The organism is Roseiarcus sp. (assembly GCF_049514155.1).
In the GTDB taxonomy this organism is placed as follows: Bacteria; Pseudomonadota; Alphaproteobacteria; order Rhizobiales; family Beijerinckiaceae; genus Roseiarcus.
On record NZ_JBEKVH010000105.1, the window covers coordinates 1 to 13,995 of the forward strand.

Consider the following 13,995-nt stretch of genomic DNA (forward strand, 5'->3'; position numbering starts at 1 on the left):
CGAGACGTTGCTCGGCGTCAGATAATACGGCTCGACCGGGCCGGTGAAGCGGATCGTCAGCAGGTTGCCCTTGCGGTCGCGCGTCTTGCCGACGGGGGCGCGGATCCAGCCCTCGCTGACGCAATATTCCTCGACATCGTCGCGCTCGCGGCCCTTGAAGCGCACGCCGACGCCGCGCTCGAGCGCGGCCTCGTTGTAGAACGGGCTCGCGGGGTCGATGCAGAGTCGGTCGGGCGGTTGGTCGAGCGGCTCGTCAGCCATCGTCGGCCCCTGGCGAAGCGGCGGCTCAGGCGCCGCAGGCGCGGCTCAGACGGCGAGGGCTTTGACGCGCTTGGCGAGGCGCGAAATCTTGCGCGACGCGGCGTTCTTGTGAACCAGGCCCTTCTGACCGGAGCGGGCGAGCAGCGGCTCGGCGGCGCGAAAAGCCTCGGCGGCGGCGGCGGCGTCCTTGGCCTCGAGCGCCTCTTCGACCTTGCGCACGGAGGTGCGCATCTGGCTGCGGCGGCTCTTGTTGACCGCAGTGCGGCGGGCGATCTTGCGGACGGCTTTCTGCGCCGACTTGGTGTTGGCCATGAATCCAGCTTCCTTCGCTGCGGCCGGGCTCGCTCAAAGAACCGCGCGCCGCCGCCTGAAATACAATCGCGGCCGGATCGACGCCCAGCCGCTTTCGCCGCGCTTATAAGCGGAGGTCGAGCGCGCCGTCAACCGGCGAACAGCATGCTCAGCCACGCGCGCAAGGGCGCTCCCGGCGCGCTGGCGAGCTTCAGCGCCATCGCGACGCTGACGACGACGATCAGCGGCCGGACCAGCCGCGCGCCGGCCTTCAGCGCCGAGCCGGCGCCGAGCCGCGCGCCGAGGAAGGCGCCGAGCCCGACCGCCAGGCCAGGGGCGACGAGGATATGGCCGCCGAAGGCGTAGACGGCGAGGGAGCCGAGGTTGGAGCCGAAATTGGCGATGCGCGCGCCCGCCATCGCCGCGATCAGGCCGCAGCCGGCGAGCGTCAGCAGCGCGATCATGTAGAACGAGCCGGCGCCGGGGCCGAACACGCCGTCATAGAAGCCGATCGCCGGGGCGAGCGTCAGCGCGTAGAGGCGCGGACCGATGCGGGCGCGGCGCAGGGATTCATCGAGCGGCGGGGCGAAGGCGAAATAAAGCGCGACGGCGATCAGCACGAACGGCAGCGCATCGACGAGCGCCTGGCGCGGGGCGTAGGGCAGGGCGAGCGCGCCGAACGCCGAGCCGACCAGCGCGGCGAAGGCGGGAGCGGCCATGGTCCGCGCGTCGATCTTGCCGGCGCGGTGAAACGCGAGCGTCGAAGAGCCGGAGCCGAACACGGCGCCGAGCTTGTTGGTCGCCACCGCCGCCACCGGGTCGAGGCCGGCGAGCGCCAGCGCCGGCAGGGTGATGAGGCCGCCGCCGCCGGCGATGGCGTCGACGAAGCCGGAGACGAAGCCGGCCGCCGCCAGCAGCGCGAGAAGGGAAAGGGTCAAAGGTCGGGCCGATCGGGGGCGGAGCGCGACGCCCCGCCTGCCTGAGCGCCTAGCCTTGCGGCGCGCCGAGCGCAAGCGGCGCGCCGGGCGCCGCGGCGGCGGGGATCGGCGAGAGGCCGGGCGCGGCGAGCGGCGTCGCAGACTTGCCGCGCTTCGGCTTCGCGGCGCCGTTCTGCAGATCGCGCCAGGAATCGTTCTGCGCGATCATCTGCTTGATCGCGGCGACATTGGCGCTCGCCGCCTGCTCCGTCATGTCCTGCCGGCTGATATCTTCGGCCTCGGCGAACTTGGCTTCGAGCGCCAGCACCAGCGCGAGATTCTGCCGCACGCGCGCGTCGGCGCGCGGGCTGGCGCACGCCTGGCGCAACGCCGCCTCGGCCTCGGGCAATTGCTTGGTCAGGGCGTAGGAGAGGCCGAGATTGGAGAGCACGCTCGGCTCGCCGGGCGCGATTTTCAGCGCGTCGCTATAGAATTTCTGCGCGCCCTCGTGGTCGCCGAGCCGGTCGGAGACCGAACCCTGCACCGACATGATCGTCCAGTCCGGCCGCTCAGGCGTATAGGAACTCGCCAGCACTTCCTTGGCCTGAGCGAACTGGCCGTCGTCGGCGAGCGCCTTGCCGTAGGCGCCGAGGACTTCGAAGTCGTGCGGCGCCTTGACCGCCGCCGCCTGCATCACCGCCGCCGCTTCGTCATAGCGGGTCAGCGCGCGCAGCGCGCGGGCGTAGTTGATCGAGGCGACCTTCTCGCCTGGACTGGCGTCGTAGCGCTTGCCCCAGTCGGCGGCGTAAGCCCGCAGACCCGCTTCGTCGGTCGGCAGCGGCTGGTGGATCGAGGCGATCGAACCGTCGACGCCGCCGAGACCCTGGCAGCCGGCGAGCGGCGCGGCGCCGATCAGCAGCGCGACGAGCGCAACTGCGGCGAGGCGGCTGGAAGAAAACGAGAATTCGCTGCGGAATGACATGGGGGGCCCATCGCTGGCGGCCTCGTCAGCAATAAATCGTTAACGCTAACGGATGGTTAACGACTTCAACCAAGGACTCGGCGCGCGCGCTTCGCCCCGCTATGATCGCCGCCGTCCCTCGCAACCAAGGTCCGCTCGCTTTGCCGCTTTCCTTCGCCTCGCCCGATTCGAACGCCGTTCCGGTCTGGTTCGTCACCCCCGAAAGTTGGCCGGCGATCCAGACGGCGATCGGCCCGGCGGCGACGCGCTACGCCGCCGCCTGCGGCTTCGAGCCGAAGCCGGGGCGGCTGCAACTGCTGCCCGGCGCCGACGGCGGCCTCGCCGGCGCGCTGTTCGGCCTCGCCGAGAAGGACGCCAAGGGCCGCGATCCGTTCGCCGCCGGCCGCCTCGCCACGGCATTGCCGGCGGGCGCCTATCGCTTCGCCAACGCGCCGCACGAGCCGGAGTTGGCGGCGCTGGCGTTCCTGCTCGGCCTCTACCGCTTCGACCGTTACCGCGCCGACCCCGCCGAGCGCCCGCGGCTGGTCGCGCCCGACGGAATCGACGCGCCGCGGCTCGAGGCGATCGCCCGCGCCGTGGCGTTCGGCCGCGACCTCGTCAACACGCCCGCCAACGATCTCGGCCCGGCGGCGCTCGAACGCGCGGCGCGCAAGCTCGCCGAAGAATTCGGCGCGGCGTTCGAAGCGACGCGCGGCGACGATCTCATCGAACGCAATCTGCCGCTCATCCACGCTGTCGGCAGGGCCGCGGCGGAAGCGCCGCGTCTCGTCGACATCCGCTGGGGGCGCGAGGACGCGCCGAAGGTGACGCTGGTCGGCAAGGGCGTCGCCTTCGACAGCGGCGGCCTCGACATCAAGCCGTCGAGCGGGATGGGCCTGATGAAGAAGGACATGGGCGGCGCGGCCGCGGCGCTGGCGCTGGCGCGGCTCGTCATGGGGACGAGGCTCGACGTCCGCCTGCGCGTGCTGGTCCCGATCGTCGAGAACGCGATCTCCGCCGCGGCGATGCGCCCCGGCGACGTTTTCACCAGCCGCAAGGGGCTCAGCGTCGAAATCGGCAACACCGACGCCGAAGGGCGGCTCATTCTCGCCGACGCGCTCGCGCTCGCCGACGAGGAGGCGCCGGAGCTGGTCTTCGATTTCGCCACGCTGACCGGCGCGGCGCGGGTCGCGCTCGGCCCCGATCTGCCGCCTTATTACACCGACGACGAAGGCCTTGCGGCGGAGATCGCCGCCGCTGCGGCGCGCGTCGCCGATCCGCTGTGGCGCATGCCGCTGTGGCGGCCCTACGAGACGATGCTCGAGAGCCCGATCGCCGATCTCGACAATTCGGGCAGCGGCGGCTTCGCCGGCTCGGTGGCGGCGGCGCTGTTCCTCGCGCGCTTCGTCGTCGCGGCCAAGGCGTGGGCGCATTTCGACATCTACGCCTGGAACCCCAAGCCGCGCGCTCACGCGCCGCAGGGCGGCGAGGTGCAGGCGGCGCGCGCCGTCTTCGCGCTGCTGGAAGCGCGCTACCGGCGCTGAGCGCCGGCGTCGGCCAGGGAATCGTCTTCGGCCCCGGCCGCGGCGACCAGCGCCGCGACGTCGGCGTCCTCGGCGGCGGCGGCGACGAAACCGTAGCCCGCGCCGGTCCAGGCGGCGACGCTGAGGCCGTCGGCTTCGCTGCGCCGCGCCGGCGCCGCGATGGTCTCGTCGAGCGGCTCGACCATCAGCGCGACGCGCTCGCCGCGCGCATTCTCGTAGAGGTAGAGCGTCGCGGTCGCCTGCGAACCGGGGGCGAGGCGGGCGCCGACCAGCCGCAGGCCCGGCGCCAGCGGCGGCGCCAGAGCCAGGCGCGGACCCAGGCGCGCGACCAGCGCCGACGGATCGCCGGCGGCGAATTCGACCGGCAGGTCGGCGAGCGCCCGCGCGGCCGACGCGCCGGCCGCGACCAGCGCGCTCGACGGCCGCGGTCCGAGCGAAGGCAGGCCGACCCAGACAATCGCCGCCGCGAGCGCCACGGCGCCGGCGAGGCGACGGGCGATCGGTCCCGGTCCGGCGTGGCGAGGCTTGGCGATCGGACGCGCCGCCGCGCGCCGCTTCCGCGCTTGGCCGAACGGTCGCGCCGCGCCGTCGATGGCTCCCGCCGCTTCGCCGGCGCGGCGCGCGCCGTTCTCATTGGAGGCGCCGCCGAGATCGAGGGCGCTGCGCGGCGGCGCGCCGAAGGCGGCGCGAATGGCGCGGTTCTGGGCTTCCCACCGCGCCACCTCGCGGCGCAGTTCGGGGTCGGCCTGCAGCCGCGCCTCGAAATCCCCGCGCGCCTGCGGGTCGAGGCAATCGTCGACATAGGCCAACGTCTCGGCGGGATCGATGCGGCCCGTCATTTGACGATTCGGAGATGGGCGCTTTGCGGCCACGCGGCGACCGCCTCGCGCGCCGAGGCCATGTGGGCGGCAAGTCGCGCCCGGGCGCGCGTCAGTCGGTCGACCACGATGGCGAGCGGCAGGTCGAGCGCCGCGGCGGCTTCGCGATGGGTGAAGCCGGCGAGCACGACCAGCAGCAGCGCCTCGCGCAATTCGAGCGGCAGGCTGCGGACGCCGACCGCCGCCGAGCCGCCGCCGCGACAGCTCGGCGGCGTTTCGATCCAGCCGCCGTCTTCGTCGACGGCGAGCCGTCGCGCGTGGCGGCGATAGAGGCGGATGAATTGGGCGAAGGCGCGCACGCGCGCCGCGCGGCGATCCTTGCCGGGGCAATCGACCAGGGTCAACGAGGCTTGGCGGAACAACTTGTCGATCAGGGCGCTGGCGGCGACGTCGTCGAAGACGAAACGATCGTCGCGCACGAGGGCGAGGCCGAATCGCCGCAACGCGCCCGCGTCGTCAGACCATTCGCGCACCGAGGACACCAGCTTGAACCGTAATCTTCGGTTAAGATTAACAATCCTATGCCGAAGGCCTGTCGCTTCCAAGGGTCAATGTGTGCGATTTCACATATTTTGTGACGCGGCGGGGCGGCCCGCGCCTCTTCCCTCCCGCCGCCGCCAACGCTATGGGAGTGCGCCTCGGCGCCCAAAAACGAGGCGGGAAACGTGGGGATAGGCGAGGTGTCGATGACGAAGCAGCATGGCCAAGCCGGTTCGGGGGAAGGCGTCATGCGCGGGTTGAGGGGGATCGTCTTCGGCGTCGCCAATAGCCGCTCAATCGCCTGGGGAATCGCCAAGGCGGTCCGCGCCGCCGGGGCCGAGGTCGCACTCACCTATCAGGGCGAGGCGCTGGAGAAGCGGGTCCGCCCGCTCGCCCAGGAGCTCGGCGCGCCGGTGCTCGGCCATTGCGACGTCACCGACGGCGAGACGATCGACGCGGTCTTCGCCGAGGCGAGCAAGCTGTGGGGCGGGCTCGACTTCGTCGTCCATTGCATCGCCTTCGCCGACAAGGACGAATTGACCGGCCGCTACGTCGACACCACCGAAGCCAATTTCAACAAGTCGCTGGCGATCTCCTGCTATTCGTTCACTGCGCTGGCGCAGCGGGCGGAGAAGCTGATGACCAACGGCGGCTCGCTGCTGACGCTGACCTATTACGGCGCCGAGAAATGGATGCCGCACTACAACGTCATGGGCGTCGCCAAGGCGGCGCTGGAGGCGAGCGTGCGCTATCTCGCCGCCGACCTCGGCGAGAAGGCGATCCGCGTCAACGCGATTTCCGCCGGGCCGATCAAGACGCTCGCCGCATCGGGGATCGGCGACTTCCGCTACATCCTGCGCTGGAACGAGCTCAACGCGCCGCTGCGCCGCAGCGTGACGGCCGAGGAAGTCGGCGACACCGCGGTCTATCTGCTGTCGCCGATGTCGCGCGGCGTCACCGGCGAGATCCTCCACGTCGACGCCGGCTACCATGTGGTCGGGATGAAGAACCCGGCCGCGCCGGACATCTCGATCGTCAAGGAATAGCCGCTGCGGGCGCGCGCGGCTTATTCGGTTCCGCCAGCAGCCGCCACAGCGCGAAGCCGGCCATGATCGCGTGGACCAGCGACGCCTGGACGAACAGCGCCGCCGGCCCGTACTGGCGCATCAGCAGCGAGGCGAGCAACGGCGAGACGATCGCGCCGACGCAATAGATGAACAGCACGCCGGCCGAGACCGCCACCATGTCTTGCGGCTTGGCGCGGTCGTTGGCGTGCGAGATGGCGAGCGTATAGAGCGTGTAGGTCGTCAGGCCGACCAGGAACCCCATCGTGATCAGCGGCGCGCCGGAGAAACGAAACGACGCCAGCGCGATCTCGACCGCCACGCTGGCGGTCATCGTCGCGACCATCACCGCCCGCCGGTCCATCTGATCGGAAATCCGCCCGGCCGGGTAGACGCCGAGCGCCGAGCCGGCGACGATCGCCGCGGTGAACAGCGGCACCCCCGAGGGGTCGACGCCGATCTGCAGCGCATAGACCGGCCCGAGCGCGAACAGGGCGCCGTTGGCGACGCCCGCGACCAAGGCCCCCAGCGCCGAGACCGGCGCCAGGCGGATCAGCCACGGCAGCCGCAGGCGGATCGACTTCGGCGCGACGGGCGGGTCGACGCTGGTCATCGCCAACGGCACGATCCCCAGCGCCAGCAAGGCGCCGGCGACGCTGAAGGGCAGGAACGAATCCGGCGCAAAGCCGCGCAGGGCGAGCTGCCCGCCGGCCGAGGCGGCGAAGGTGACGATCTGGTAGACGCCGTAAAGCGCGCCGCGGCTGGCGTTGTCGGCCTTGGCGTTGATCCACGATTCGATCACCGCGTAGATGCCGGCGAAGACGAAGCCGAGCGCGCCGCGGCAGAGCATCCACGCCGCCGGCCGCTCCCATCCCGGCATCATGATCGCGGCGACGATCGCCACGGCGACGAAGACCGAGAAGGCGCGGATATGGCCGACGCGGCGGACGATCGCCGGCGCCGCCAGCGTGCCGGCCAGCATCCCGGCGAAATAGACCGAGCCGAGCAGACCGATCTTCAGATCGGAGAAGCCGATCAAACTCGCTCTCAGCGGCGTCAACACGCCGATCATCGCGTTGCCGGCGAGCAGCAGCAGCACGGAAAGGAGCAGCGCGGCGATGGAGGAAAGGGCGTTCACGAGCGGGCAATCGGTTGGCGCGCCGGCGGCCGGCGCGGCGGATCACTTGGGATAGGGAATGCGAAGGCCCGCCTCGCGCATGCGGCGCAGAATGTCGAAATTCATCTCGCTGCGCACCCTTTCCGCCATCACGATGTCGTCGACGTAGCAGACGAGCTCGAATTTCAGCGCCCAGTCGCCGAACGCGCTGAATAGCACCAGCGGGGCCGGAATCGCCAGCACCGAATCCTGCGCCTTGGCGGCGGCGATGAGGATCTCGCGCGCCGTCTCGACGTCGCTCTCGTAGGCGACGTTGACCGCCACGACGATGCGGCCGGTGCGGTCGGCGTGCATCCAGTTCTTCACCGGGCCGCCGACCAGAGTCGCATTGGGCACGATCAGCGTGCCGCGATCGAAGGTCTCGATCTCGGTGGCGCGCGCATTGATGCGCCTGACGAAGCCCTGTTCGGCGCCGACCACCACCCAGTCGCCGACCCTGATGCCGCGCTCCCACAACAGGATCAGGCCGGAAACGAAATTGTTGGCGATCGACTGCAAGCCGAAGCCGATGCCGACCGACAGCGCGCCGGCGACGATCGCCAGCTTCTGGTAGTCGAGGCCGAGTTGAGCGCCGCTCACCGCCAGCGCGGCGAGCACGCCGACATAGCCGACGATGGTGCGGATCGAGTTGCTGACGCCGGCGTCGAGCCGGGTGCGCGGCAGGTAGCGCGACGACAGCCAGTTCTGCAGCGCGCGGGTCGCCGCCATGCCGATCGCCAAAGCCGCGCCGGCGACGAGCAGCGACGACACCGACAAACTCACGCCGCCGATCCTGATGCCGAAATAGGCGGCGCGCAGGGACGAGGCGAAATCCTGCGACACGCTCCAGCGGCCGAGCACGATCATCGTCCCGCCGACGACGATGGTCAGCCGGGCGAAGCCCTGGACCAGCACGACGATCTGGTCGAGCGCGTCGCGCCTGAGGCCGATCGCTGCGGTGAGGCCGCGGCCGACGGGCGCGGCGGGCTTCAGCAGCGCCTCCGCGCCCTCCTGCAGCACGGCGTCGACGATGAAGAGCGTGGCGACGATCATCGTCAGCTCCATCGTCTGCTGGACGACGTAGGTGGCGAAGGCGACGTAGCCGGTCAGCGTCGCGCCGATGGTCACTCCCGCCAGCGCCCAGGCGAAAGCGGCGCGCGCCGCCGCCCAGGCGGGTCGCGCGGTCTCGCCCGCCCCGGCCGCCAGCCGCCTGAGCGTCGCGGCGAGGAACAGCGCGGCGAGCGTCGCGCCGACCGCGCGGCCGGCGACGGCGATGTTGAGCGAGCCGAGCGCGTCGACCGCCGGCTCCAGCAGCCGCTCGACGGCGAGGATCGCCGCGACGCCGAGCCACAGCCGCTCGATCAGCGCGGCGGAGCCGTCGCTCAGGTTGACGAGCCGCCAATTGGCGCGGCCGGGGGCCAGCAGCCCGTGCGCGAGCGCGTTGGCGATCGCCAGCAGCCGAAGCCCGTCGAGGACGGCGTAGAGCGCGCCCTGTGCGCGAGGGTCGGAAATGTCGAAGACGTCGAGCGCGTAGGCGAAGACGCCGAGCGCGGCCAGAGGCGCGGCGGCGAGCACCACAGCCGACCACGCGGCGCCGAGCGCGCGGCGGAAGCGGTCTGGAGCGCCGGCGTCGGGATCGCGGGCGATGACCCGACGGGTGATCCAGTTGAGCGGCGCCGCGAGCGCGACGATCGCCAGCATCACGGCGAGGAAGCCGAGCCCCTGCGACAGGCTGAGGCGGGCGGACAGGCTGCGCAGCCAGTCGCCGAACCGCGCCGCCAGCGCGCTCGCGTCGTCCGGCGCCTCGCGCGCCAGATCGATCCACAACAGCGGGCTCACGACGCTCGACGATCGCGCGAAGGTCTCGTGGGTGAACAGGTCGCGTCGCTCGGCGCCGATGCGCGCGTTGATGTCGTCGATTTGCAGCAGCATCGCCTTCGCCGAGCGCAGATCGGCGTCGAGCGCATCGTGCTTCTGCTTCTCGGCGGCGAGCTCGGGGCTCGCCGAATCGGCGACGGCCGGCTCCTTCGACTTCGGCGTCAGCTCGGCGAGCCGTTTGGCCGAGGCTTCGAGCCGTGGCGACAGATCGACGATGACCGCCTGCAGCCCGACGGCGAGCGGGTCGTTGGCGGCGCGCAGACGCACGAGATCGGAATCGGAGAGGTTGTCCGCCTTCAACGCCGCTTCGACGTCGGCGATGGTCGAACGCGCCGAATCGAGGGTTTGGCGCGTCGTGTCGTCGCCGGCGGCGCGGGCCGGGCTGGACGCGACGAGCACGACCACAAGCAGCAGGCGGAGGGCGCGAAGGGCGCGAAGGACGGACAAACGAACCTCGACGGTGATTCGGCGATGGCGGCGTCCGAGTGACAAAGGACCATGGCCTCGCTGTGGCCGCAACCGCCCGAAGCGGCGCTTTAACGCGAACCGTTCACCTTGGAGCGGGAAAATGGCTGCGCCGGCGTCCGGGCTTTGTTAAAGGAAATTGCGAATACGAGGAAATTGCCGTGAATTCGACGCCGCCTGTCGCCGCGCCGGACAGCCCCGCCCCGCCCGGCGCCGCCGCCTTGCTGGCCGGAGCGCGCGCGCTCGACCATTTCCTCGCCGCCGGCTTCGCCCGGCTCGAGCCGCCGGTGCTGCAGCCGGCCTCGGTCTTCCTCGACATGTCGGGCGAGGACATCCGCGGCCGCCTCTATCTCGTCAGCGACGCGTCTGGGGTCGAGTTGTGCCTGCGGCCGGACTATACCGCGCCGGTGTGCCTGGCCTATCTCGCCTCGCCCGAGGCCGGAAAGCCGGCCCAATACGCCTATCTCGGCCCGGTCTTCCGCGCCCGCCCCGGCCAGAGCGGCGAAATGCTCCAGACCGGCCTCGAGAGCTACGGCCGCGCCGACGTCGAGGCGGCCGACGCCGAGATCTTGGCGTTGGCGTTGGAAGCGGCTGAGCTCGCCGGCGCCGGGCCGCTGAAGGTCAAGATCGGCGACGCCAAACTGTTCGACAGCGCCCTTTCCGCGTTTCGCCTGCCCGACGTCTGGCTGCGCCGCATCCGCCGCGGCCTTGCGCGCGGGCGGGCGCTGGAGACGATCCTCGCCAACGGCGGCGGCCAGGGCGCGCTGTCGCAATCGGGCGTGCTGGCGGCGCTGGAGAGCGCCGACCACGCCGGCGCCAAGGCGCTGGTCGAGGACCTGCTGGCGATCGCCGGCATCGCGACGGTCGGCGGCCGCAGCGCTGGCGAGATCGCCGATCGCTTCCTCGAACAGGCCGCCCAGCGTTCGCAGTCCCATGTCGGAAGCGAGCAGCAGGAGGCGATCCGCCGCTTCCTGGCGATCGCCGCCGATCCCGATTCGGCCTCGCGGCAGCTGCGCGCGCTGGCCGACGATGCGAAGCTCGACCTCGGCGCGGCGCTCGATTGCTTCGACCAGCGCATCGGCTTCCTCGCCGCGCGCGGCCTGCCGATCGAAACGTTCAGCTATGCGGCCGGCTTCGTGCGCGACCTCGACTATTACACCGGCTTCGTCTTCGAGGCGATCGACGCCGCCGATCCGACCGCGCGGCCGGCGGTTGGCGGCGGCCGCTACGACGGCCTCGCCCGCCGGCTGGGGGCCGCGGCCGACGTGCCGGCGATCGGCGCTGCGGTGTGGATCGAGCGATTGCCGGCTCGGGAGGCGCGTCCATGACCGACTCCGCCGCCGCGGCCGAAGCGCCGCTCGTTCTTGCGGTCCCGTCCAAGGGGCGGCTGCAGGAGAACGCCAGCCAATTTTTCGCCCGCGCCGGGCTCGAGTTCGTTCAGGGTCGCGGCGCGCGCGACTACCGCGGCGTCATCGCCGACTTGCCGGGGGTCGAGGTCGCCTTTCTTTCGGCGTCTGAGATCGTCGGACAGCTCGCCGCCGGCGCCGCCCATTTCGGCGTCACCGGCGAGGATCTGGTGCGCGAGCACGTCGCCGACGCCGACAATCGCCTCGTCCTGCTGGCGCCGCTCGGCTTCGGCCGCGCCAATGTCGTCGTCGCCGCGCCGCAGGCGTGGATCGACGTGCGCGCCATGGCCGACCTCGAAGACGTCGCGGCGATCTATCGCGCGCGGCGCGGCGAGCGCATGCGGGTGGCGACCAAATACGTCAACCTGACGCGCCGTTTCTTCGCCGAGCACGGCGTCAGCGACTATCGCATCGTCGAGAGCCTGGGGGCGACTGAAGGCGCGCCGGCGGCCGGCGCCGCCGAGCTGATCGTCGACATCACCACCACCGGCGCGACGCTCGCCGCCAACGCGCTGAAGACGCTCGAGGACGGCGTGATCCTGCGCTCGCAGGCGACGCTCGTCGCCTCGCCGCAAGCGCCCTGGTCCGCCGCCGCCCGCTCCGCCGCCCGCGCCATCCTCACCCGCATCGCCGCGGCCGAGGACGCGCGCAAATCGCGCGAGGTCCGGGCGCGCCTGCCGACCCCGGTCCACCTGATCGTCGAGCAGGCCTGCTCGCTGTTCGACGCGACGCCGGCGCTCGGCGACGAGCCCGATCCGCACGGCTTCGTCGCCCTGCATTGCGCCCGCGCCAAGGCGGCCGACCTTTCCGACTGGCTGCTCGGCCAGGGGGCGGTCAGGGTCAGCGTGGTGGCGCTCGAGCAGGTGTTTGACGTCCGCAACCCGCTCTATGAGGCGTTGGAGGCGCGAATCGGCCGCTGAAGCGGCGGCCGGGCGCTGTCTTCCTTTGGCCTCAATTGTCCGCTCACTGCCCGCAGCTTCGTTTCACCTTTGGCGCGAGATGCGCTAGACGACGCAGGCTCTGGCCTCAGGAATGCGGAACCCGTGCGTTACCTCTCCACCCGCGGCGAAGCGCTGCGGCTCAATTTCTGCGACGCGATGCTCGCCGGGCTCGCCCGCGACGGGGGGCTCTACGTACCGGAGCGCCTGACGACGCTCGCCCCGGCGGCGATCCGCGCCCTCGCCGGACTGCCCTATTGCGAAGCGGCGACCCGGCTGGTCGCGCCGTTCGTCGGCGAGGATTTTGCGCCCGACGAGCTCTCCGGTCTGGCGCGCGACGCCTATTCCGGCTTCCGCCACGTTGCGACGGCGCCGCTGATCCAGATCGACGCCAACCTGTTCCTGCTCGAACTGTTTCACGGGCCGACCCTCGCCTTCAAGGATTTCGCCATGCAATGGCTGGGGCGCGCGATGAGCCGCGCCCTGGAGCGGCGGGACCGGCGCGCGACGATCCTCGGGGCGACTTCGGGCGACACCGGCGCGGCGGCGATCGAGGCCTTCGGCGGCCAGCCGCGCGCCGACGTCTTCATTCTCTTCCCGCACGGCCGCGTTTCCGACGTGCAGCGACGGCAGATGACGACGGTCGACCAGCCAAATGTTCATGCGATTGCGATCGAGGGCTCGTTCGACGACTGCCAGGCGATCGTCAAGACGCTGTTCAGCGATCTCGCCTTCCGCGACGAGCTCGGCCTGTCGGGCGTCAACTCGATCAACTGGGCGCGCATCCTCGCCCAGATCGTCTATTACTTCACCAGCGCGGTGGCGCTCGGCGCGCCCGACCGGCGCGTCTCCTTCGCCGTGCCGACCGGCAATTTCGGCGACGCGCTCGCCGGCTATTACGCCAAGGCCATGGGCCTGCCGGTCTCTCGCCTGACGATCGCCACCAACGAGAACGACATCCTCGCCCGCACGCTCGGCGCCGGCGTCTACAAGCCGCTCGGCGTCAAGGCGACCCAGTCGCCGTCGATGGACATCCAGATCTCGTCCAATTTCGAGCGGCTGCTGTTCGACGCCTACGGCCGCGACGCGAGCGCGGTTCGCGCGCTGATGGGGGCGCTGAAGCAGGCGGGCGAATTCTCGATTGCGCCGCCGGCGCTGGCGGCGATCCGCCGCGATTTCGACGCCGAACGCACCGACGAAGACGCTTGCGCCGACGAGATGGCGCGCGTCTATCGCGACAGCGGAATCGTCGTCGATCCACACAGCGCGGTCGGCGTCCACGCGGCGCGCGCGGCGCTGGCGCGCGATCCGGCGACGCCGGTGATCTCGCTGGCGACCGCCCATCCGGCAAAATTCCCCGAGGCGGTCGAACGCGCCATCGGCCGCCGTCCCCAATTGCCGCCCCATCTCGCTGAAATTCAATCGCGGCGCGAACGCTTCGCCATCCTGCCCAACGATCCGACGGCGGTGGCGAAATTCGTCCGCGAGCGGGCGAGGGTCGCGGCGTGAGCGTGCGGCTGACGACCTTGCCGTCGGGCCTGCGCGTCGTCAGCGACGCGAGCGGCGATTTGCGCACCGCTTCGCTCGGCGTGTTCGTCGCCGCCGGTTCGCGCCATGAAAGCGAAGGCGAACATGGGCTGTCGCATCTGCTCGAGCACATGGCGTTCAAGGGCACGGCCAAGCGCAACGCGCGGGCGATCGCCGAGACGATCGAGAACGTCGGCGGCGACCTCAACGCCGAGACCAGCGTCGAGCA

General features: G+C 71.2%; 14 protein-coding genes. 6 read left to right on the forward strand and 8 right to left on the reverse strand.

The genetic code is table 11. From position 1 onward, the window contains the following. The 4 genes from ABSF49_RS14610 to ABSF49_RS14625 all read right to left on the reverse strand — a co-directional run. The coding region (locus ABSF49_RS14610; protein WP_424113388.1) for a DUF3297 family protein at positions 1-261 on the reverse strand (261 nt) is incomplete at its 3' end. 45 nt (positions 262-306) lie between these two features. Then, positions 307-573 (reverse strand): 30S ribosomal protein S20, encoded by a 267-nt coding sequence (gene rpsT, locus ABSF49_RS14615; protein ID WP_424113389.1) that lies wholly within the window; start codon positions 571-573, stop codon positions 307-309. A gap of 128 nt (positions 574-701) precedes the next feature. Then, a complete protein-coding gene (locus ABSF49_RS14620; protein WP_424113390.1) occupies positions 702-1,490 on the reverse strand; it encodes a TSUP family transporter in 789 nt (262 codons plus the stop codon). 49 nt (positions 1,491-1,539) lie between these two features. Then, positions 1,540-2,451 (reverse strand): tetratricopeptide repeat protein, encoded by a 912-nt coding sequence (locus ABSF49_RS14625; RefSeq protein ID WP_424113391.1) that lies wholly within the window; start codon positions 2,449-2,451, stop codon positions 1,540-1,542. A gap of 101 nt (positions 2,452-2,552) precedes the next feature. Here ABSF49_RS14625 and ABSF49_RS14630 point away from each other — a divergent pair, with 101 nt between their 5' ends. Continuing rightward, positions 2,553-3,974 carry a leucyl aminopeptidase family protein gene (locus tag ABSF49_RS14630; protein ID WP_424113392.1) on the forward strand — a complete coding sequence of 474 codons (1,422 nt, stop codon included), beginning with the start codon at positions 2,553-2,555 and terminating at the stop codon, positions 3,972-3,974. On the opposite strand, the gene ABSF49_RS14635 is transcribed toward ABSF49_RS14630, so the two are convergent. Both ABSF49_RS14635 and ABSF49_RS14640 read right to left on the reverse strand, forming a co-directional pair. Next, positions 3,962-4,813 (reverse strand): anti-sigma factor family protein, encoded by an 852-nt coding sequence (locus tag ABSF49_RS14635; protein WP_424113393.1) that lies wholly within the window; start codon positions 4,811-4,813, stop codon positions 3,962-3,964. The genes ABSF49_RS14630 and ABSF49_RS14635 overlap by 13 nt on opposite strands. Next, entirely contained in the window at positions 4,810-5,325 is a 516-nt protein-coding gene (locus tag ABSF49_RS14640) for a sigma factor-like helix-turn-helix DNA-binding protein (RefSeq protein WP_424113394.1), read from the reverse strand. Before ABSF49_RS14640 ends, ABSF49_RS14635 begins: the two co-directional genes overlap by 4 nt. Before the next feature lie 213 nt (positions 5,326-5,538). Here ABSF49_RS14640 and fabI point away from each other — a divergent pair, with 213 nt between their 5' ends. After that, positions 5,539-6,378 (forward strand): enoyl-ACP reductase FabI, encoded by an 840-nt coding sequence (gene fabI / locus ABSF49_RS14645; protein WP_424113395.1) that lies wholly within the window; start codon positions 5,539-5,541, stop codon positions 6,376-6,378. Here the strand turns inward: fabI and ABSF49_RS14650 are convergent. Continuing rightward, complete coding sequence (locus tag ABSF49_RS14650; RefSeq protein ID WP_424113396.1) at positions 6,368-7,534, reverse strand: MFS transporter; 1,167 nt, start codon at positions 7,532-7,534, stop codon at positions 6,368-6,370. The genes fabI and ABSF49_RS14650 overlap by 11 nt on opposite strands. Positions 7,535-7,576: 42 nt before the next feature. After that, the gene (locus tag ABSF49_RS14655; protein WP_424113397.1) at positions 7,577-9,877 is read right to left on the reverse strand and encodes a DUF3772 domain-containing protein; all 2,301 of its coding nucleotides are present in this window, start codon (positions 9,875-9,877) and stop codon (positions 7,577-7,579) included. A 179-nt stretch (positions 9,878-10,056) separates the two neighbouring features. Here ABSF49_RS14655 and ABSF49_RS14660 point away from each other — a divergent pair, with 179 nt between their 5' ends. The 4 genes from ABSF49_RS14660 to ABSF49_RS14675 all read left to right on the forward strand — a co-directional run. After that, the gene (locus ABSF49_RS14660) at positions 10,057-11,223 is read left to right on the forward strand and encodes an ATP phosphoribosyltransferase regulatory subunit (RefSeq protein ID WP_424113398.1); all 1,167 of its coding nucleotides are present in this window, start codon (positions 10,057-10,059) and stop codon (positions 11,221-11,223) included. Continuing rightward, complete coding sequence (gene hisG / locus ABSF49_RS14665; RefSeq protein ID WP_424113399.1) at positions 11,220-12,221, forward strand: ATP phosphoribosyltransferase; 1,002 nt, start codon at positions 11,220-11,222, stop codon at positions 12,219-12,221. Before ABSF49_RS14660 ends, hisG begins: the two co-directional genes overlap by 4 nt. Positions 12,222-12,344: 123 nt before the next feature. Then, on the forward strand, positions 12,345-13,748 hold the full coding sequence (thrC, locus tag ABSF49_RS14670; protein ID WP_424113400.1) for a threonine synthase: 1,404 nt from the start codon (positions 12,345-12,347) through the stop codon (positions 13,746-13,748). Further along, positions 13,745-13,995: M16 family metallopeptidase (locus ABSF49_RS14675; RefSeq protein ID WP_424113401.1), on the forward strand; the 251-nt coding region annotated here is incomplete at its 3' end. The genes thrC and ABSF49_RS14675, both read left to right, overlap by 4 nt.